The 18,747-nt window shown below is 71.7% G+C and carries 21 protein-coding genes; 11 read left to right on the top strand and 10 right to left on the bottom strand.

All coding sequences use genetic code 11. The features are described from left to right. The 3 genes from VF665_RS14595 to VF665_RS14585 form a co-directional block, all read left to right on the top strand. On the top strand, positions 1–578 hold a 578-nt coding region (locus VF665_RS14595; protein ID WP_331054171.1), incomplete at its 5' end, for an AAA family ATPase. A 207-nt stretch (positions 579–785) separates the two neighbouring features. Continuing rightward, positions 786–1,466: a ribosome biogenesis GTP-binding protein YihA/YsxC gene (gene yihA, locus VF665_RS14590; protein ID WP_331054170.1), complete on the top strand. Its 681-nt coding sequence runs from the start codon at positions 786–788 to the stop codon at positions 1,464–1,466. 58 nt (positions 1,467–1,524) lie between these two features. Further along, positions 1,525–1,929, top strand: coding sequence for a hypothetical protein (locus tag VF665_RS14585; RefSeq protein WP_331054169.1), 405 nt, complete (start codon positions 1,525–1,527; stop codon positions 1,927–1,929). Positions 1,930–1,999: 70 nt separating this feature from the next. Here VF665_RS14585 and VF665_RS14580 read toward each other — a convergent pair whose 3' ends face one another. Both VF665_RS14580 and VF665_RS14575 read right to left on the bottom strand, forming a co-directional pair. After that, positions 2,000–2,503, bottom strand: coding sequence for a DUF6174 domain-containing protein (locus VF665_RS14580; RefSeq protein ID WP_331054168.1), 504 nt, complete (start codon positions 2,501–2,503; stop codon positions 2,000–2,002). Between the two features lie 194 nt (positions 2,504–2,697). Further along, positions 2,698–3,504: a helix-turn-helix domain-containing protein gene (locus VF665_RS14575; RefSeq protein WP_331054167.1), complete on the bottom strand. Its 807-nt coding sequence runs from the start codon at positions 3,502–3,504 to the stop codon at positions 2,698–2,700. Positions 3,505–3,661: 157 nt separating this feature from the next. Between VF665_RS14575 and VF665_RS14570 the strand changes: the two genes are divergently transcribed. Beyond that, on the top strand, positions 3,662–3,826 hold the full coding sequence (locus VF665_RS14570; protein ID WP_331054166.1) for a hypothetical protein: 165 nt from the start codon (positions 3,662–3,664) through the stop codon (positions 3,824–3,826). 7 nt (positions 3,827–3,833) lie between these two features. On the opposite strand, the gene VF665_RS14565 is transcribed toward VF665_RS14570, so the two are convergent. Beyond that, positions 3,834–5,135 carry a hypothetical protein gene (locus VF665_RS14565; RefSeq protein ID WP_331054165.1) on the bottom strand — a complete coding sequence of 434 codons (1,302 nt, stop codon included), beginning with the start codon at positions 5,133–5,135 and terminating at the stop codon, positions 3,834–3,836. A gap of 481 nt (positions 5,136–5,616) precedes the next feature. On the opposite strand from VF665_RS14565, the gene VF665_RS14560 reads away from it, so the two are divergent. The 3 genes from VF665_RS14560 (at position 5,617) to VF665_RS14550 (ending at position 7,536) form a co-directional block, all read left to right on the top strand. Further along, a complete protein-coding gene (locus tag VF665_RS14560; RefSeq protein WP_331054164.1) occupies positions 5,617–5,763 on the top strand; it encodes a hypothetical protein in 147 nt (48 codons plus the stop codon). 73 nt (positions 5,764–5,836) lie between these two features. After that, on the top strand, positions 5,837–6,772 hold the full coding sequence (locus tag VF665_RS14555) for a DUF692 domain-containing protein (RefSeq protein WP_331054163.1): 936 nt from the start codon (positions 5,837–5,839) through the stop codon (positions 6,770–6,772). Further along, a complete protein-coding gene (locus tag VF665_RS14550; RefSeq protein WP_331054162.1) occupies positions 6,742–7,536 on the top strand; it encodes a hypothetical protein in 795 nt (264 codons plus the stop codon). Before VF665_RS14555 ends, VF665_RS14550 begins: the two co-directional genes overlap by 31 nt. A gap of 74 nt (positions 7,537–7,610) precedes the next feature. Here VF665_RS14550 and VF665_RS14545 read toward each other — a convergent pair whose 3' ends face one another. From VF665_RS14545 to VF665_RS14525, 5 genes are all read right to left on the bottom strand, one after another. Beyond that, positions 7,611–8,135 carry an outer membrane beta-barrel protein gene (locus tag VF665_RS14545; RefSeq protein ID WP_331054161.1) on the bottom strand — a complete coding sequence of 175 codons (525 nt, stop codon included), beginning with the start codon at positions 8,133–8,135 and terminating at the stop codon, positions 7,611–7,613. Between the two features lie 130 nt (positions 8,136–8,265). Continuing rightward, positions 8,266–9,222 carry an ATP-binding cassette domain-containing protein gene (locus VF665_RS14540; protein WP_331054160.1) on the bottom strand — a complete coding sequence of 319 codons (957 nt, stop codon included), beginning with the start codon at positions 9,220–9,222 and terminating at the stop codon, positions 8,266–8,268. A 31-nt stretch (positions 9,223–9,253) separates the two neighbouring features. Next, positions 9,254–10,084, bottom strand: a complete 831-nt coding sequence (locus VF665_RS14535; RefSeq protein ID WP_331054159.1) for an ABC transporter permease — start codon at positions 10,082–10,084, stop codon at positions 9,254–9,256. Beyond that, positions 10,077–10,898 carry an ABC transporter permease gene (locus VF665_RS14530; protein ID WP_331054158.1) on the bottom strand — a complete coding sequence of 274 codons (822 nt, stop codon included), beginning with the start codon at positions 10,896–10,898 and terminating at the stop codon, positions 10,077–10,079. Before VF665_RS14530 ends, VF665_RS14535 begins: the two co-directional genes overlap by 8 nt. A 563-nt stretch (positions 10,899–11,461) precedes the next feature. After that, a complete protein-coding gene (locus VF665_RS14525; protein WP_331054157.1) occupies positions 11,462–12,682 on the bottom strand; it encodes a CoA transferase in 1,221 nt (406 codons plus the stop codon). Positions 12,683–12,922: 240 nt separating this feature from the next. On the opposite strand from VF665_RS14525, the gene VF665_RS14520 reads away from it, so the two are divergent. Beyond that, on the top strand, positions 12,923–13,087 hold the full coding sequence (locus tag VF665_RS14520) for a hypothetical protein (protein ID WP_331054156.1): 165 nt from the start codon (positions 12,923–12,925) through the stop codon (positions 13,085–13,087). 369 nt (positions 13,088–13,456) lie between these two features. Continuing rightward, positions 13,457–15,337: a DEAD/DEAH box helicase gene (locus tag VF665_RS14515; RefSeq protein ID WP_331054155.1), complete on the top strand. Its 1,881-nt coding sequence runs from the start codon at positions 13,457–13,459 to the stop codon at positions 15,335–15,337. Between the two features lie 251 nt (positions 15,338–15,588). Here the strand turns inward: VF665_RS14515 and VF665_RS14510 are convergent, their stop codons facing one another. Both VF665_RS14510 and VF665_RS14505 read right to left on the bottom strand, forming a co-directional pair. Continuing rightward, complete coding sequence (locus tag VF665_RS14510; RefSeq protein ID WP_331054154.1) at positions 15,589–16,092, bottom strand: Smr/MutS family protein; 504 nt, start codon at positions 16,090–16,092, stop codon at positions 15,589–15,591. A 384-nt stretch (positions 16,093–16,476) separates the two neighbouring features. Then, the gene (locus tag VF665_RS14505) at positions 16,477–16,767 is read right to left on the bottom strand and encodes an HU family DNA-binding protein (protein ID WP_331054153.1); all 291 of its coding nucleotides are present in this window, start codon (positions 16,765–16,767) and stop codon (positions 16,477–16,479) included. 107 nt (positions 16,768–16,874) lie between these two features. Between VF665_RS14505 and VF665_RS14500 the strand changes: the two genes are divergently transcribed. Then, complete coding sequence (locus tag VF665_RS14500; RefSeq protein ID WP_331054152.1) at positions 16,875–18,242, top strand: GAF domain-containing sensor histidine kinase; 1,368 nt, start codon at positions 16,875–16,877, stop codon at positions 18,240–18,242. A gap of 109 nt (positions 18,243–18,351) precedes the next feature. Beyond that, positions 18,352–18,747 (top strand): haloacid dehalogenase-like hydrolase (locus VF665_RS14495; protein WP_331054151.1); only part of this gene is annotated, 396 nt, incomplete at its 3' end.

Genomic DNA, 18,747 nt, shown 5'->3' with positions numbered 1-18,747 from the left:
CGCAGCAGGAGTACATCCAGATCAACACCCGCCACATCCTCTTCATCTGCGGCGGGGCGTTCGACGGACTGGACAAGGTGATCGAGGCGCGGCGCGGAAAGCGGCAGATCGGCTTTGCGGCGGCGGCGGCCAGCAAGGGCGGCGAGGCCGACGACACCGATCCGTTCCGCGACGTGGAGCCGGAGGACCTGCTGCGCTTCGGCCTGATCCCCGAGCTGGTGGGCCGCCTTCCCGTAACGGTCACGCTGGAGAACCTGGACGAGGACGCGCTGGTGCGCATCCTTACCGAGCCCAAGAACGCGCTGGTGAAGCAGTACCAGAAGATCTTCGGGATGGACGGCGTGGGGATCACCTTTGATCCGGCGGCCATCCGGGCCATCGCGCGGCAGGCCATCGAGCGCGGCACGGGCGCCCGCGGCCTGCGCGCCGTGATCGAGACGCTGATGCGCGACATCATGTTCGACATCCCGTCGCGCGAGGACGTGCGCGAGGTGGTCGTCACCCCGGAGTGCGTAACGGACGCGGTGCCGCCGCTCCTGGTGCTGGCCGCCGAGCCGCGGCGCAAGAAGGAAGCGTGAACTGCAGGGAATAGGGAATAGGGAATAGGTGGCCCGGCGCAGGCTCTGCTCCTGCCCGCGACCCGTGTCCCGTTGTCCCGACCCCGCGCCGGCTCCCCGGCGGCGGGGTCGCTCGTTTCCCCGCTCTCCCGGAACGCGCCGCACGGCGCCCCTGCCGTTCGCTGTCCCTATTCCCTATTCCCTATTCCCTATTCCCTATTCCCTGCTGTGAAAATCAAGTCCGTCGAATTCGCCGGGGCCATCGGCCAGCTGGGCCAGCAGCCGCCGGAGAGCGCGCGGGGAATGCCGCAGGTGGCGTTCGCCGGGCGCTCCAACGTGGGCAAGTCGTCGCTCATCAACCGGCTGCTGGGGCGCACCCGCACCGCCATCGCGCGTGTGTCGCAGCAGCCCGGCAAGACGCAGGAAATCAACTTCTACCGCGTGCGCGCCGACCTGGGCGACTTCTTTCTGGTGGACCTTCCCGGCTACGGCTTCGCCAAGGCGCCCAAGGACCTGCAGCGCAAGTGGGAGGGGGTCATCGACGCCTTTCTGACCGCACGCACGGACCTGGTGGGAATGGTGCAGCTCATCGACCTGCGCACCGGGCCCACGCCCGACGACCTGCGCAACGTGAACTACCTGGCGCGGCTGGAGATCCCCGTCCTGTTCGCCTTTACCAAGTCCGACAAGCTGAGCCTGATGAAGCGCCAGGACCAGTTTCGCGCGGCGGTGCAGAAGCTGGAGATCGATCCCGACCAGGCCATTCCCGTGAGCGCGGTGAACGGCGACAACACGCAGCAGCTGCTGGACACCCTGGGCGACCTGCTGTTTCCGGCCGCGGACCCGGCCGCGGCGGGAGACGAGGAGGGGTCCGACGGCCCGGCCCGGGAGCCCGTCGACGAGGTGTAGCGTGCCGTGGCACGCACAGTGCTCGTCCAGGGTCCCGGACCCCAACGGAAGAGCGAACATGCGTGCGATCAGAATCGTGGCCAGCCTGCTGGCGGCCATCGTGGTAACGGGATGCGCGACCACCCGGCCCGGCGAAGAGGAAACCCCGCCGGAGATCCTGCGGGTCGTCATTCAGAACGACGGGGTAATCACTCAGCAGCCCCGCATCAACCTGGTGCCCGAGGGCGGCGGCACCATGCCCATCCTGGTGGGTCGGCTCACCACGCTGGGGGTGGAGACGCTCACGGTGCGGCGGCCGGACCTGGGCGGCACCTACCGGCTGCAGGCGCAGGCCACCGGCGGATTCGTGCTGACCTCGCCCATCTTCAGCACGCGCGGAAACGAGCAGCTGTACTGGGACCTGCGCCGCAACACGGTTTCGGTGCGGCGCCTGTCCGATGGCGACGCCACCGCCACCCAGTAGCCCGGGCCGACACGAAAAGGCGCCCCGCCGGAACCGGTTCCGGCGGGGCGTCGTGCATCGGGGCCCGGCGTCAGGTGCCGGTGGTGGTGGTCGCGACGGCGAACCCCGTCACCAGCACCGCCCGCTGGTCGTTGGGCACGTCGCCCGCGGGGTCCACGGCGATCACGTTGGGGAAACCGTAGGTCTCGTCGTAGGACACGTTGAGCACCGCCGGGCTCCCGCGCACCTGGTCCTCGATGACCTCGAACAGTTCCTCCACGGTGTCGTACGCGCCGAACAGCGCCTCCGAAGCCGCCCGCGCGGGCTGGCCCGCCCCCACCACGTACGCGCGGCTCACCGCCTGGCCGCTGCGCACGGTGACGCGCACGGGGAGCAGCGAGTCGGCGGGCGCGCAGAAGCAGTCCAGCTTGGCCGTGTAGCTGTACGAGCGCACGCCGCTTTCCTCCCACCGCTCACGCGCCTCGGCCAGCCGACGGCGCTGCTCCTCGTCGCCGTTGCTGGTGAACGGCGAGTCGCACGCGCCCGCGGTGAACAGGACCAGAACCGGGGCCAGCCGGACCAACCACGCTCTCATCATCACAATCCTCTCACACGGATTCCGTTGCTCCGGCGGACGCCTTGTCGCGCGCTCATGCCGCCGGGGTGCAACGCCCGAGCCGGGCCGGATGTGACGCGGGACGGAAACGGAGGAGGGAGGCCGGGACGGAAACGAGAAAGCGGCCCCCGGTGCGTGCGGAGCCGCCGCGTCGTCCGCACGGATGCGCCGCGTCAGTGCAGCCAGGTGCGGTCCGGCCGGCCGCGCGCCGCGGCGGCTTCGCGCAGGCTGAACAGCTCGCGTGCAAATGCACTCGCGGCGGCGGAAAAGGCGTGTCCGCGGAGCGTGCCGGGAGGGCTGCCCAGGAACGAGCGCAGGGCGTTGCGCAGCGCCGCGTCGCTGGAGTAGCCGCACGCCCGCGCAATGACGGTGAGCGGGCGCCCGGGATCGTCCAGCATCTCGGCCGCGAGAAGCACGCGCAGCCAGGCCAGCAGGCGGCGCGGGTGCGGCAGGTCCGCGCGGCGGCACCAGCGCAGCACGGTGCGCTCCGTGGCGCCCAGCGCGGCGGCGAACTCCGCCGCGCCCTCGCCGGCCGCGGCCGCCTCCGCCGCGGCGGTGAGCAGGGCCCGCGTGCGGCTGGGAGTGCTGCGCGGAAGGGCCCGGTCCAGCAGGCGCGCCACGGAGCGCCGGCGCACCGCGATGAGCCGCTGCCGCAGCGCCGCCGGGGTGTCCTCGCGCCCCACGTCCACCACGTCCGCCAGCCCGGCGCGCACCATCTGCTCCAGGTGGCGCAGCGTGTCTGCCGCCACGGGAAACGCGGCCACCACGATGGCGGAGCGCACGTCGCGCAGCAGGTCCAGCAGGCGCGGCGACGGGGTTCCCTCCTCCTGGCCCAGGAACGGGTCCACGAACGCCACCACGCTGGGCGGCGCGCGGTGCAGCGCCGCCTCCAGCTCATCCCACCCCGCCAGCGTCCACACCCGCCCTTCGCCGCCCACGGCGGTGCGCAGCGCCTCCGCCAGCGCGGCGGAGGGGTGCATGAGGAGCACGGATCGGGGCGGGGTTTCCATACGTGTCGGCTGCGATGCGTTGTACGACGCGTTTTGATTGACGGAGTGCACCAACACTGTGCACTTTACAGGAAGCCGGGGCGTTCCCGGACACTTTCTCTTCACCTCACGCTCTCTGAGAGGCACGATGAAGATCATCCGCCTGACCGCCGCGGCCGCCCTGCTGACCCTGGCCGCCTGCTCCGGCTCCCCCACCGCCCCGGCCGCTGGATCGCCTTCGCAGGGATCGCAGTCGGAGAGCCTGACCAACGGAACCGGATTTCTGGGGGGCGGAACTCGCGCGGAGCCGTGACGCGCGGCTACGCCCCCGCTCCGCTCATCCGGGTGCTGGGCGCGAGGCTTTCCAGAATGGCCGTCGCAAGCTGTTCCGCCTCGTCGCGCAGCCCCGGGGTGCCGGTAGCAGCCTCGACGCGGGCGCTCTGCATCCGGGCGGATTGAATGGCGCCGCGCAGCGCTTCCGCCTCAAACCGCATGAGGCCGAGGCGCAGCTGGTCCGCGAGAACCTCCGCACGGCCGAGAGCGGCTTCGGCCTGCTCCGTCAGTCCCGCGGTGGCATCGGCGCGCGCAAGGTTCAGCCACACCTGAGCCTCTCGTTCCGGGCGCTGCGGGAACGACATCAGTGCGGCGCTTTCTGCACGCGCGGCAAGGTACAGGGTCGTGTGGCCGGCGGCCGCGGCCGCGCGCGCGAGGTTCGCCAGGACCAGCATGCGGTCCTCGCCCGCCGTAAAGCGCGGCAGCACCGAATGGAACGCGCGCACGGCCAGATCGAAGCATCCGTGCAGAATCCAGAAGCAGGCCACGTCCTGCACCAGCGCGGGGAACCGCTCGTGGTCCGGCCCGTACTGCCGGAACGCCAGCAGCGCGTACTTGTGCGCACGGCGAAAATCCAGCATTTCGCCGGCGATGGAGAACAGGTTGTGCAGCGCCGTCCCGCGGAGCGGCCGCAGGCGGCGCCTGGACGCCGTGCGGTAGCCGCGCACCGTCACGACCCGCGCGGCGGGCAGGTTGCCGATCATCTGGTACAACGATCCCAGGCTCAGGTAGCCCAAGGCGTACGTGTGCCAGTCCTGGTTGCGCGACAGGCTGATGGAGGCGCGCAGCCAGCTTTCGCCGCGGGCGTACTCGCCGCGGTCGCGGGCCAGCCGGCCCACGGCGTAGGCCAGGCGCGGCTCGTCGGGCACCAGCCGCGCGGCGGCCTGGGTGAACGCGAGCTGCACCGCGGTGGCGCCCTGCCTGCGTCCCCAGTCGGCGATGGTGCGGCAGGCGTGCACCAGCCGCCGCTCGTCCACCCGCACCGGCTCGGCGAGCACGTGGGCGATCACCAGCAGCGGGGCCCACAGCTCCGGCGTGGCGGCCTCCGCGATCTCCGCCCCGCGCGCGCCCGCCGCGGAGGGGACGAAGAGCGTGGGGCGCTCCTCGGGGCCGGCGGACGTCCAGAGCGAGACGTCGCGCAGCGACTTCCAGAGCACGACACCCAGCGGCCCGGGCTGCTCCTGCAGCAGCGCGGCACCCTCAAACGGCTCCGATTCCAGCAGCAGCGGCGGAGGCGCCAGGTACGACGGCCGGCGATGGCGAATGGCTTGGGGAGCAGGACGTGGCATCCTGGCGGGCTCCGGAGTCAGGGATGAGGTTGGGGCAGGGTCGGAGCGCGGACCCTTTCAGGCCCAAACTAGGGACATCACACGGATCGCGCAAAGACTTTCGGCGCGCGATGTCGTCTGGGGTACCGATCCACGGCTTTCGTCTGGCGTCGATGTTCGCGGAGAATGACCGCTTCGGCGGGCCGGGCCGTCGTTTCAATCACCGGAGTGACGGAGCAATCGAGCCGGGCGTCACGCGGGGGGGGGGCGAACGCCCGGACCGGCCGGCATCGCCATGGCGGCTGCAGGATTCCCGTCCGCGCGCGGGCCGAACGCCCGCACTCCACCTGATCTCCCGTGCGCAGACCAGGCCGGCGCTTCTCCCCGGAACCGCGCGTCCACCCCGTATCCATTATCCGCCGATCATTGACGGATGGGCCGTTTTGCTCCATCATCCATGCACTTCACAGCAGGACTCTCATCCACTCCCCTGGAGGACCCCATGGCCATCAGCAAGAGCGAGCCCGCGATCATCGACCCCACCTGGCCCACCGAGCCGACCGGCTGCCCCACCTGCCTGTCCGGCACGCCGCCGCGGGATCCGTGGTTCGAGGGCACCATCGAGCCCGCTCCGGCGGCCGAAGCGTAAGCTCGCCGTACCTCCGGCGGCTCCGTCCAGGGTGGGCGGAGCCGCCGCGTTCGTACCCCTTCCGCAGTGACCCATGACCATCGCCCGTCCCGCCGCGGCCGCCGCGCCCGACCTTGCGTCCCTGCCCCGACTGGGCGTGGGCGTGCTGTACGTGCCGTCCCTGCCGGCCTTTCTGCGCCAGCACGTGGACACGTTGGACTACATGGCCATCGTGCCGGACCGGTTCTGGGCGGATGACGGGCCGCGGGCCGGGACGCGCTTTCGCGAGATGGACCGGCAGGTGGAGCTCCTGGACTGGGTCGCGGAGCGAAAGCCCATCGTGGGGCACTCCGTGGGGCTCAGCATCGGGAGCGCGGACCTGTTCGACGAGGAGCACGTGCGGCAGATCGCGCGGTGGCAGGCGCGCTACGGCTTTCCGTGGCACAGCGACCACCTGTCCTTCAACCGCCTTCCCGGGCTGGACGCGCACAGCGACCTTGCCGGGCTCGCCGTCCCCGTGCCGTACGACCACGACGTGCTGGAGATGGTGGCCGAGCGCGCGCAGCGGGTGCGGGAGATCGTTCCCGTTCCGTTCCTGCTGGAGAACAACGTCTACTACGTGGACCTTCCGGATCAGGACATGAGCGAGCCCGAATTCCTGAACGCGCTCTCGGCGCGCGGCGGGTGCGGGCTGCTGCTGGACATCCACAACGTGTACGCGAATTCGGTGAACCACGGATTCGACGCACGCGAGTTCCTGCGCGCGGTGGACCTGTCGCGCGTGGTGGAACTGCACATCGCCGGCGGAAGCGAGATGGGCGGGATGTACACCGACTCGCACGCCGGCCCCGTGGCGGGACCCGTGTGGGACCTGCTGGACGAGGTGGTGGCCGCCGCACCCAACCTGTGCGCCATCACCTTTGAGTTCGAGGACGGCTACCTTCCCGCGCTGGGCGGGGACGACGGCGTGCTGCGCGAGCTGGAGCGCGCGCGCGAGGCGTGGAACCGGCGCCCCGCGGCCCGCGGCTGATGGCGCTCGCGGACTTTCAGCGTGCCATCGTGGCGCTGGCCGCCTCGCCTGAGCTGTGCGCCCGCGTGCGCGCGGGGGACGACGCGGAAGGGCTGCGCGGGTACACGCTCACGGAGCGCGAGCGCATGCGCCTGCGCGACGCCGCCGGGCAGCGCGGCATGACGGTGAACGCCATGCTGTACCGCAGCAACCGCCTGGCGCCGCTCGCGTCGCAACTGCGCTACACCTGCTTTCTGCTCGGCACCGCGATGCGCGGCCTCGCAAGCGCCTACTGGGCGCAGAACCCGGTGGTGGAGCGCAACGCGCCCACCGAGGTCCGCCGCTTCGCCGCCTTTGTGCGCGGGCGCATCGCGGCCGGCGAGGTGGAGGATCCGCTGGTGGGCGAGGTGCTGGAGTGGGAGATGGAGGGCTTCGAACTGGCGCTGCTGGCCCCGCGCCGCACGATGGATGCGCTGGGCGGCGCGGCGGAACGCGCGCGGGCGGATGCGCCGCTGCGCACCCATCCGCTGGTGGGGGTGGCCCGGTTCAGCCGCGAGCCCGGCGCGGTGCTGGGCGCCCTGGCCGCCAAGCGCCCGCTTCCGTACGACGACCTGCTCGAGGGGGTATTTCACCTGGTGATGGACGCGCGGACGGAGCCCCGCTCGCTGCGCATGGTTCCCGCCGCGACGGCGGCGGCGTTCCGCGCCCTGCGCGCGGGGCGGCTGCTTTCGCGCCTGGAGGCGGAAGACCTGGTGGACCGGGGGCTGGTGATCGCGGCGGAGTAGCGACGCGGCTGATCATCCGGAAAGACGAGGCGCGGAGACTTGATCTCCGCGCCTCGCATGCGTTCGGGCCGCGGTCAGCGGAACTGGTAGCGCATCCCCACCGTCAGGTCCACGTGGTCGCCCTCCCATGCACCGCCGATGCCGCGGAACCGCGCGTCCGCCACGAGCCCCAATTCGCGCGAAAAGCCGGCGCGCACGCCCACGCTGGCGGAGAGAACCGTCTGCGCGCGGGAGTCCGCGTTCTGCCCCGTGTACGTCTTCGCGAACCCGATTCCCGCGCCGGCGTACGGGGTCAGCACCTCCCCCAGCCGGACGGGGAGTTGAAGCTGGGCCTCCAGCACGCTCGCCGTGGATCGCGCCGCCCCCTCCACCGGGTCCGCCACCGAGCCGGAGAACTCCACCGCCAGCAGGTCTCCGACGGGAAACTCCGTCCGCAGCGAGACGGCGAGATTGCCTCCCTGGTCGTACATCCGCGCTCCGCCGCTGAGCGAGACTGCCGATGCGGACCGGAACTGCGCCTCCGCGCGATCCGCCGTCCCCATCGCCGCCAGCGCGATGACCATCACCCGCGCGGCGCTCCTCCATCCACGCACCGTCATCCATCCTCCCGCGTAAACACATCCACCAAAAGCGCCTGCCCGGCCGCCACGCACGATCGGCGCCCGTTCCGCGCATCTCCCTCTCTGACGATGCGACTCCGTATCCGCCACGGCGCGGGTGCACGGCGGATCACGAGCCGTCCGTGCGCAGCAGGCCGTCCTCGTAGATGCGGCGGATGGTGGCCTCGACGTCCGGCTCGCGGACCTCGATGTCGCGCACCGGCGCGTGCGCCGTCACAAGCGCAATCGGACGCGCCGCCGCGCCGTCGAAGGCGTAGGTGACGCGCGGCCCCTCCGCGCCGATCAACTGCAGCCCATCAATGGCGGGATCCGTGGGTGCCGACTCGAACTCCACCACCAGTTCGCGCGCGCCGCCGAACCGCGCCTGCAGGTCGGGGAGCCCGCCATCGTACAGCAGGCGGCCGTGGTCGATGATCAGCACGCGCCGGGCGAGCCGCTCGGTGTCCGTAAGGTCGTGCGTGGTCAGCAGAACCGTGACGCCGCGCTCGGCGTTGATGTGCTGCACGAAGGCGCGGATGCGCTCCTTGGCCACCACGTCCAGCCCCACCGTGGGCTCGTCCAGAAACAGCAGTTCGGGATCGTGCAGCAGGGCGGCGGCGAGGTCCGCCCGCATCCGCTGCCCCAGGCTGAGCGAGCGCGCGGGGGTGCCCAGGAAGGGGCCGAGGTCCAGCAGCTCCGTGAACGCGGCCAGGTTCTGCCGAAAGCGTTCGCGCGGAACGCGATACACGTCGCGCAGCAGGTCCAGCGAGTCGCGCACCGGGAGGTCCCACCAGAGCGTGGTGCGCTGGCCAAAGACGGCGCCCAGCCGGGCCACGTGGCGGCGCCGGTCGCGCCAGGGCACCAGCCCGCCCACGTCCACGCGGCCGGAGGTGGGAACGAGCAGGCCGGTGAGCACCTTGATGGTCGTGCTCTTTCCCGCCCCGTTGGGCCCCAGGTAGCCCACCACCTCGCCCCGCGCGACGCTGAAGCTCACGTCACGCACGGCCTCCACCGTCCGCCGCGTTCCGCGCAGCAGCCCGCCCGTGCGCGTGACGAACGTCTTGTGCAGGTGCTCGACGGTAATCATGCGCGGCCCCGGCGCGGAGGAGATGGACGGTTCAACTGCCCGCTCCGTGGTAGCGGCGCACGCCCACGCGCCAGAACGCGAACGCGGCGGCCAGCAGCAGCGGGCCGATCACCAGCGGAAGGAACGCCGCCCATCGCGGCAGCCCGTCCGGCAGCGGGCGCCCCAGCACGTGCAGGACGGGAAAGTAGCTGAGGAACGCCGCGGGGATCAGGTAGGTGAAGGTGCGGCGCAGCCACGTGCCGTAGATGTCCATGGGGAACGAGATCAGCGTGCGGCCGCCGTAGGTGAGCACGTTCATGGCTTCCACGCTGTCCACCGTCCAGAAGGTCAGCGTGCCGCCCACCACGAAGAGCCCGCCGAAGAAGGCGATCATCCCCAGCACGCTCGCCGCCAGCAGGAGCACGGCGCCGGCCGTCCAGTCCACCCCCGCGCCCGCGACGCCGTACGCCAGGATGGATGCCGCGAGCGCAACGCGCGTCACGCGGCGCAGCGCGAAGTCCGACCCGAAGATCTGCAGCGGGAGCGGCACCGGGCGCAGCAGAAAGGTGTCGAAGCTGCCGGTGCGCACGTGGGTGCTGATGGTGGGCGCGTCGAAGCCGCCGAACACCAGGTCCATCAGCACGAACGCGAGCTCCGCCATGCCGTACAGCAGCGCGACCTCGCCCAGGCTCCATCCGTTGAAGCCGCCAAAGCGGGGAAGCACCAGCGCGAAGGCCACGAACTCGGTGCCGGTGATGAGCGCCGCGGCGGCCGCGTCCAGCACGAAGGCGAACCGGTAGACCAGCTGCGAGCGGATCTGCGCGCCGATCAGCCGCCGGTACAGGCGCAGGTGGTGGCGCGCGCCGCCCACGAGGTCAGCCACCGGCCACCTCCAGCCGGCGCAGCCCGCGCGCGAGCGTGAGGCGCGCCAGGGCCAGCAGGGCCACCGTCCACGCCGCCTGCACGGCGATGCCCTGCACCGCGCCGGCGCCGGTGCGCACGCCCAGCCAGACCTCCACCATGGTGTTCATCATGCTGGGGAACGGGGTGCAGGCCAGCACGCGCTGCAGCCACGGGGGAAAGAACGCCAGCGGCATCAGAAACCCGCACGCCAGCCCCATCCACGCCCACGCGAACCGGCCGATCCCCACGGCGTCGGCGGACCAGAAGGCGGCGCAGTTCACCCAGAAGCGGAACGCGAATCCGCAGGCCCAGGCGAACAGCATGCTGACGGCCAGCAGCCCGGGGCTGGCGGGCCGCTGCAGACCCCAGATCAGCGCGTACAGCGCCAGGATGGTGCAGCCGCGCAGCAGAAACTGGGCGGCGGCGCGCCCGGCGTCCTGCGCCATCCAGAAGCCCAGAAACGAGTGCGGGCGCAGCAGTTCCGTGGCCACCTCGCCGCGATGGATGGTGCGCATGAGGTCGTACCAGCCGAACATGGCAAAGGCGCTCAGGAATGCCTGCGTGAGCCCGGTGTAGGTGATGGCGCCCTGGGCGGTGAAGCCGGCGACCTGCGGGCGCGCGCCGAACAGCGCGAGGATCACCGCCACGCGCAGCGCGCCGAAGAACAGATTGGTGGTGAGCCCCCAGAACGTGGCCGCCGGGTACGCGAACTGGCGCCGGAACGCGAGACGCGCCCCGTGCAGGTACAATGCGGCGTTGATGCCGCCGCCCAAGGTCTTCGCGCCGGTCGTCACTGCTGGTTCGCTTCGCTGGATGACGGCAATGGGGTGATGGCGGAGAGGATGCGCAGGGTTCGGGATGGCGTTCGCCTTGACGCGCCGAGGGCCCTCACCCGCTCGCTCCGCGAGCTCCCTCTCCCACAAACAGACGTGGGAGAGGGAGCACACCCCAGTTCGGTGCGGAGGCCGGATTACCGCGCGGGCAGCGAGCCTCGGCGGCCCCTTCCGCGCCCCTCCCGCTCCCCTTCTTGGCCGGAAGCTGGAGAGGAAAACGGCAGCGACGGTGCGCTTGGGACGGTTCGGCGCGGCCGAAGGAGGCCCCCTCCCCCCAGCCCCCTCCACCCGCTCCGCGGGAGAGGGGGAGCCGTTCGGCGTGCGGGATGGTTCGGTGCGCCACGCCGGGCCGTCCGCCGGGTCGGTCGAAGCCTCGATCCTGGACGCGTCAGCGGCCACGAGTCGGGGCTTCCCGCTTTCAGAGCGGCGGATTCATCCGCTCAGGACAGCCGGGGCGGCGGCGACGCTTGCTCCTCACGCCGGACCTTCTGCCGCGTGCAGGTGAATCCCGCCCGGAACGAGCCCTACGGCAGCGTGCGCGTGGCGGATTCGGACGGGCCGCCGGGGCGCGGAAGCCAGCCGAAATCGGCGGCCTCCGCTGTGTGCTCGCCGAGCGCGGGGGCGGGGAGGCGCGCACTCGCGGGCGTGCGGGCCAGGCGCACGGGGGACGCCACCGTCCGCACGGCGCCGTAGGTGGCGCCCTGCATCTCCCACACTCCGCCGCGCTCCCGCAGCACGGGGTCGCGCAGGGCCTCGCCCACCGTCTGCACGGGCGCGCAGGGGACGCCGGCCTCCTCCATGTCCGCCAGCCATGAGGCGGAATCGCGGACCGCGAACCGCGCCGCGAGCAGGGGGACGAGCACGTCGCGGTGCTCCACACGGCCCGGGTTGGTGGCGAAGCGCTCGTCGTCGCGCAGGTCATCCGCCCCGAGCACGCCGCAGAGCCGCCGCCACTGCGCATCGTTGCCCACCGCGACGGCGACCGGGCGGTCCGCGGCGTCAAAGGTCTGGTACGGAACGATGGTGGCGTGCGCGTTCCCCCAGCGCCGCGGTTCCTTTTCCGTCACCAGCGCGGCCTGCGCCACGTTCACCAGCCCCGCCATCGCCGAGTCGAACAGCGCGACTTCCACCCGCTGCCCGCGCCCGGAAATCTCCCGTTCGCGCAGCGCGGCAAGGATGCCGATCGCCGCGTTCTGCCCCGTGAGCACGTCCACCAGCGCGATGCCGGCCTTGGTGGGCGCGCCCTCCGGGTCGCCGGTGATGGACATCCATCCCGAGCGCGCCTGCACGGCAAAGTCGTAGCCCGGCCGCCCCGCCTCCGGCCCATCCGACCCGTATCCCGTGATGGAGCAGAAGACGAGGCCGGGATTGTCCGCCGCGAGCGCGTCGTATCCCAGTCCCCAGCCGTCCATCATCCCCGGCGCGTAGTTCTCCACCAGCACGTCGGCGTCGCGCGCGAGCCTGCGGACCAGCGCGCGCCCGTCCTCCGACTTGAGGTCCACCGCGGCCGAGCGCTTGTTGCGGTTGACGCACAGGTAGTAGGCGGACTCGCGCCCCTCCGCGCCGGCGGACCAGGGCGGGCCCCAGGTGCGGGTGTCGTCGCCGGTGCCGGGGCGCTCGATCTTGAGCACGTCCGCGCCCAGGTCGCCGAGCGTCATGGTGCAGAGCGGGCCGGCGAGCACCCGGCTCAGGTCCAGCACGCGGATGCCGGCGAGCGGGCCGCGCGCGTCAGGATGGAACGGCATGGGATTCTGCGGATGGATCACGGACCGGGAGCGCGCAGAGTACGGGCGGGAGCCTCCGGGCGATAGTCCGCCTGCACCGGCCGGCGGTCCTCGTCCGGAGGCGGCCAGCGAAGATTTACGGATTTTACGTCCGATTCAGATTGACATGATCGCCGGATCACGTGAGATTCCCTGCGCGCCGGCCCACGTCACCGCCGGCGCAATCCACGTGTTTACTCCGCATTCGAAAGGGCCCTTCCCATGAAGCTCGACGTTCAGGACCTCAAGGTGGAAAGCTTTGGCGTGTCGTCGTCGGTCGGCACCGACTTCTTCGGCACGGATTCGGACGACTGCGTGATCGCGCCCACCCAGCCGTCGACCTGCCAGAAGGGCACCGGCCACCAGATCTGCGCCGGCTGCTACTGACAGCCCGGTTGCGGGATCGAAGAACGGGAAGAAGAGGAGAACAAGCCGCCGGGCCTGTTCTCCTCTTCTGCATTTCTCACCCGCGTTTCTGCGTGATGCCGTTCCCCCGCCATTCCCCCGCGTTCCCCTGCCACCCCGCGTCGTCCGCGTGAACCCCGGCACGATCCCCCACGCGCGAAAACCGGTCGGTCCGCGCCCGCTGAGCCCCGAAAACCGGCCGGACTTCGCGCATCGCGCCCGCGTGACGTAAGTTGTGCACCCCGCACGCCGCAGGAATGCGTCGCGGGCAGGAACCTTGCGAATGCGGGCGCGCGATTCGGTTGACGCTGCGCGTCGGTGTGACCCACCCAGACGGACGGAACGACGTACATGGCTTCATTCAACGACCTCGGGCTTCGCGAGCCGCTCCTTGCGGCGCTGGAAGATGCCGGGATCGAGCGGCCCACCGCCCTGCAGCAGGCCGCCATTCCGGTGCTTCGACGCGAAGGCAACCTCGTGGCGCGCGCCGGCAGCGGCTCGGGCAAGACGCTGGCGTACGGGTTGGGCGTGCTGGACCGCCTGGCCCCGCGCGAAACCGGCGAGGACGACGCGGACGATGCCGCCGGCGGCACCCGCCTGCTCATCCTCAGCGCCACCCCCGAGGCGGCGGACCGCGCGGCGCTGGAACTGGTGCCCTTTGCACAGGCCGGCGGCTTGACGGTCAGTGCGTCCGGTGGCGGATGGGGAACGCCCGCGGGGCAGGCGGACGTGCTCGCCGCGACGCCCGCCGAGGTCATGGAAGCCGTGCGCTCCAGCGACGTCAAGCTGGAGAGCGTGGAGGCGGTGGTGATCGACGGCGCCGCCGAGATCCACGCGCTGGGGGGATGGGAGATGCTGGAAACGCTGTTCGATCACCTGCCGCGCGACGCGCAGCGGGTCATCGTCACGGCGGAGGTCATTGAGCCGGTGGAAGACCTGGCCGGCCGCCGCGTCAAGCGCGCCATCCGCTATCCCGCCGAGGCCGCCGTCCCCGACGCCACGCCCGCCGAGGCGCCCACCTCCACGGTGGGCTACGTCCCCGTGGCGGACCGGGACAAGGTGGACACCGTGGCGCGCCTGCTGGGCGGCAACGGCCGCGGCGAGGGCGACGTGACGGTGCTGTACTGCCGCACGGACGAACGCGCGGCGCAGGTGGCCGAGGCGCTTTCCCTGCGCGGGTTCCTGGTGGGCGACGCGGACGATCCGGACACGGAAGTGGCCGTCATCGGCTCCGCGCCGGACGACGAGGACGAGGCGGAGACGCCCGCCGGGCAGGTGATCAGCTTCGACGTGCCCGCCGACGAGGAGACGCTCCGCGGCCGCCACGGCGGCGAGGACCCGGGATTCATCCTGGTGGAGCCGCGCGAACTGGGCCACCTGCGGCAGATCGCCAGGCGCGCGGGCTTTCACGCGCAGCCGGCCGGCATCGCGGGCGAGGAGCCAGTGTCGCGGTCCGCGGACCTGCGCGCCTTCCGGGGCGAGCTTCGCCGCGCCATCCGCGAGGAGGACCTGTCCGCGCAGATGCTGATCCTGGAGCCGCTGTTCGACGACTTCACCCCGGCGGAGGTGGCCGCGGCGGCGTCGGCGCTGCTGCGCCGCCGTCCCGCGGCCGTGGCCGCCTCGGCGGACGCCATGCCCGCGGCGGCGCAGGCGGCCCGCGCGGCGCGCCCGCAGGCCCGTCCCGCGGCGGGGCAGACCGACGCGGGGCCGGCGCCTTCCGCCTTTACCCGGCTGTTCATCAGCCTGGGCGAGCGTGACGGGGTGCGGGCGAGCGACCTCATGGGCGCCATCGCGGGCGAGGCCGACATCCCGGGCAGCCACATCGGCAAGATCGACATCCGCGACACCTTCAGCATCGTGGAGGTGCCGGCGGACGTGGCGGAGCGCGTGATCAGCGCCCTGAACGGAACGACGATGAAGAGCCGCAGCCTGCGCGTGGACTACGACCGGCAGCGCAAGGCTCCCGCGGGCGCACGCGACGGCGGGCCCATGCGCCGCACGCAGCGCCCCGGCCCCCGCGAAGGCGGACCGCGCGGCGGCGACGACCGTCCTCCGCGCCGCGACGACCGCGGCCCGCGCGGCGGCGGCGATGACCGGCCCCGCGGTGGCCCCGGCGGCGGTGGCGGTGGATACGGAGGACCGCGCGGTGGTGGCGGTGGTGGCGGCGCGCCCCGCGGGGGTGGCGGCGCCCCGTCGCGCGGTGGCGGATTCCGCCGCCCGCGGGAGGACTAAGAAAACAGCAGTGCCAAGTGCCAAGTGCCAAGTGCCAAGTGAAGGATTCGGTTGGGCATAAAGCACTGGCCTGAGCACCTGACGAAAGAAGAGCGGCGCGCAATCCGATTGCGCGCCGCTCTTCTTTCGTCCAGCCGACCCCGCGGCCTCCACCTGCGCACCCGATCCTGGGCACTGGGGACTGGGCACCGGGCACTTTCTTTACCTCCATTGCGCTCCGCCCTTTGCGTCCACTACACTGCGGCGCGAAATCAGCCCTCATCCGCGCCTTCGGCCAGCAGGCGGCGGATTTCGGCGTCCAGCAGGGCGGGCGTGGGGCTCACCCCCAGTTCGGCGAGGGCCTCGGCGGCGCGCAGGCGCAGCGCGGGGTTCGCATCGTTCAGCACGGCGGATTCAAAGGCGCGCGGCGGACGGCGCTCGGGCGGAGGCGGGCGGCGCAGCTCCACGCGAAAGCTTCCGCCCTGGCTGGCTGCTTCCCATTTGCTCACCAGCCGCCCCTTGAGCGCGGTGAGCAGGTCTTCTACCTCGTTGCGCACCACGGGAATGCCGCGCGAGTGCAGCCCGCGGCCGGTGACCACCATCACCGTCCGGACGTTGCGCGCCTGCTGGTCGCGAAGCCACCGCTCCGTGCGCGTGCGCGCCTCCTCGCCCGTCATGCCGTGCAGGTCCAGTTCGGGGTGCACGCGCCCCCACGCCTCGCGCGAAACGCCGGGCGAGGGTGGTTCAGGGGATCGGGGGCGCTTCTTCCGGGCCATGCGCAAGGGAGTGGTGGGCGGAATCGCGTGCGTCGCGCCAACATGCACGATGCCCGCCGCGTCCCGCGACGACGGGGAGCTCAGGTGGTTGGAGCTGCGGTTTCCTAATCCTCAGGCCGGGCTTTCGAGTCTGGAGAACGGTCCGGAGCACGGCCGTCTGCCGCCGGCACCGGATTCGAGGCCGCGCCGGCCCCAGGTGTGGCCTCTCTCCCACATCTATTCGGAGAGGAGCGAGCCGGGTGAGGGCCACGGCGTGGACCACGCACGCGGATCGTGCATCTTCACCGCGTCTCACTCACCCGTGGCGGGAAACACGAAAGCCACGGCGCGGGGCCGTGGCTTTCGCGAAAACTACCGGCGAACCCGCCGCCGTCCGTCCGTGGTTCAGGACGCGCCGAGCATGTCCTTGAGGCGCTTGCCGATCTTGAACGCCGCGCTGGTGCTGGCGGCGATGTCGATCTCCTTGCCGGTCCGCGGGTTGCGGCCCTTGCGCGCTTCGCGCTTCTTGGTCTCGAAGCTGCCGAACCCCGTGATCTGAACCTTGTCCCCGTTCCGCAGCGCCTCCGAAATGATGCCGCCCTCGACACCGAACAGCGCGTCGACGGCCTTGGTGGCTTCCGAGCGGCTCAGGTCGGCACGGGAGGTAAGCTGCTGAATGAGATCAGACTTGTTCACGAAGGAGCTCCTGTCGAAGTGGGGTGTGAATTGGCACAACAACCAAACGGCGGCGCCGTTCGCACCGTAGAGTAGGCGCACCCTCCGCACACGTCAAGAGAGTTGCCGTGCACGAAACCTCAGTAGCTACGCCAATTCCCGCCCACGAGCGGCACGTTCGCGAGCTGCGCGCCGCCCGCGAGATCGCCCACGCCTTCCTCACGGCGCGCTCTCCCGAAGACGTGTATCGGCTTGCGCTGGAACGCGTTGCGCCGGTCGTGGGCGCGGCGTTCGGATGCGTGTACCTGCGCGAGAGCGACGACGTTCTGCGGCTGGTGGCGGCGTGGAACTGGCCCACGGAGTTTCGCCCGTTCCTGGGCCAGATGCGCGTGCGCGTGGGCCTGGGCCCTACGGGGATCGCCGTGGCCGAGCACCGCTTCGTGGAGGTGTACGACGTCTTTGGCGACACCGCGCTGGCCGACTGGTGGGACGCCGCCCGCGAACTGGGCTTTGCATCCACCGTGGCGCTCCCCGTGGTGCTGGCCGGCCGGCCGGAGGGCGCGCTCACCTTCTACTTCCGCCAGACGGAGCAGCTGGACGAGGGCGACCGCGCGCTCCTGCGCCTGGTGGCCGACCAGCTGAGCGCCACGGCCGAGAAGGCGCACCTGATCGAGGACCTGCAGCGCGCCAACCTGCGGCTGCGCGAGCAGAACGTGGAGCTGGAAGCCCGCTTTCGCGAGGCAGAGGAGGCGCGGCGGCTCAAGAACGAGTTCCTTGCGAACGTCTCGCACGAGCTGCGCACCCCGCTTACGGCCATTCTGGGCTTCACCTACCTGCTCCGCGAGCAGCACGCGGGGCCGCTCACGGAAGATCAGGCGGCGAGCGTGGAAAAGGTGGAGGCGGCTGCCATGGCGCTCATGCACCTGATCGACGACCTGCTCAGCATGGCCAACCTGCAGCTGGGCCGGCTGGACGTAAAGCCGGAAACGTGCGACGCCGTGGCCCTGGCGCGCGCGGCCATGTCGGGGCTGGCGCCGCCCGCGCCCGAGGTGGAGGTGCGCACCCTGGCGCCCGACGCGGCGGTGCCCGTGCGAACCGATCCCAGCCAGGTGGTGCGCATTCTCCGCAACCTGGTGGGGAACGCCTACAAGTTCACCCCCAGCGGCCGCGTCACCGTCCGCGTCCGCGTGAGCAGCGGGTCCCCGTGGACGCCCGAGGCGCGCGCCGGCGGCGATGCGCGGCACGCCGTGGTGTGGGAGGTGGAGGATACGGGGATCGGCATCGACGAAGCCGACCAGGAGGCCATCTTTGAGCCCTTCCGGCAGGTGGATGGATCCGCGACGCGGCGGTACGGCGGCACGGGGATGGGGCTCAGCCTTTCCCGCCAGCTCGCGCGCAGGCTGGGCGGCGACATCAGCGTGCGCTCCCGGCCCGGCGTGGGGTCCACCTTCGTGCTCGCGCTCCCCGCCGGCTTTGCCCCCGTGCTCATGGCGTGACGGATCGTCCGCATCCGCGACGGCCGATGGGGACGGCGCGGCCATTGCCGAGCGCCGCTCACTTCGCCAGCATGCCGCCTTCGCACTCCGCCCCCGTGCTGGTGACCCGGTGAACGGCTTCGCTTCCGTCGTCTTCGACTGCGATTCCACCCTCGTGCGCATCGAGGGGATCGATGAACTCGCGGGCCCGTTCCGCGAGCAGATCTCCGCGCTCACCGACGCCGCCATGCGCGGCGAGGTGCCGCTGCAGGAGGTGTACGGCCGCCGCCTGGCGCTCATCCGCCCCACGCGCGCGCAGGTGGATGCGGTGGGGCGCCAGTACGTGCAGACGCTCGTGCCCGATGCGCGCGAAGTCGTCGCCGCGCTCCTGTGGCTGCAGAAGGATGTTCGCATCCTTTCCGGCGGCGTGCGTCCGGCCGTTGAGGCGGTCGCGGCGGAGCTTGGGGTTCGGCTGGATCACGTCGGCGCGGTCGGCCTGCGGTTCGGCGCGTCGGGCGAGTACGAG

Origin of the sequence: Longimicrobium sp. (genome assembly GCF_036387355.1) — a bacterium.
GTDB lineage: Bacteria > Gemmatimonadota > Gemmatimonadetes > Longimicrobiales > Longimicrobiaceae > Longimicrobium.
The sequence above is the reverse complement of the archived record's forward strand: the minus strand, read 5'-3'. Positions and strand labels throughout refer to the sequence as shown.

Coding starts and splice junctions, on each gene's coding strand:
- VF665_RS14585 (WP_331054169.1), top strand. CDS start 1,525: ATGCGTGCGATCAGAATCGTGGCCAGCCTGCTGGCGGCCATCGTGGTA.
- VF665_RS14580 (WP_331054168.1), bottom strand. CDS start 2,503: ATGAGAGCGTGGTTGGTCCGGCTGGCCCCGGTTCTGGTCCTGTTCACC.
- VF665_RS14575 (WP_331054167.1), bottom strand. CDS start 3,504: ATGCACCCCTCCGCCGCGCTGGCGGAGGCGCTGCGCACCGCCGTGGGC.
- VF665_RS14570 (WP_331054166.1), top strand. CDS start 3,662: ATGAAGATCATCCGCCTGACCGCCGCGGCCGCCCTGCTGACCCTGGCC.
- VF665_RS14565 (WP_331054165.1), bottom strand. CDS start 5,135: ATGCCACGTCCTGCTCCCCAAGCCATTCGCCATCGCCGGCCGTCGTAC.
- VF665_RS14560 (WP_331054164.1), top strand. CDS start 5,617: ATGGCCATCAGCAAGAGCGAGCCCGCGATCATCGACCCCACCTGGCCC.
- VF665_RS14555 (WP_331054163.1), top strand. CDS start 5,837: ATGACCATCGCCCGTCCCGCCGCGGCCGCCGCGCCCGACCTTGCGTCC.
- VF665_RS14545 (WP_331054161.1), bottom strand. CDS start 8,135: ATGACGGTGCGTGGATGGAGGAGCGCCGCGCGGGTGATGGTCATCGCG.
- VF665_RS14540 (WP_331054160.1), bottom strand. CDS start 9,222: ATGATTACCGTCGAGCACCTGCACAAGACGTTCGTCACGCGCACGGGC.
- VF665_RS14525 (WP_331054157.1), bottom strand. CDS start 12,682: ATGCCGTTCCATCCTGACGCGCGCGGCCCGCTCGCCGGCATCCGCGTG.
- VF665_RS14520 (WP_331054156.1), top strand. CDS start 12,923: ATGAAGCTCGACGTTCAGGACCTCAAGGTGGAAAGCTTTGGCGTGTCG.
- VF665_RS14515 (WP_331054155.1), top strand. CDS start 13,457: ATGGCTTCATTCAACGACCTCGGGCTTCGCGAGCCGCTCCTTGCGGCG.
- VF665_RS14510 (WP_331054154.1), bottom strand. CDS start 16,092: ATGGCCCGGAAGAAGCGCCCCCGATCCCCTGAACCACCCTCGCCCGGC.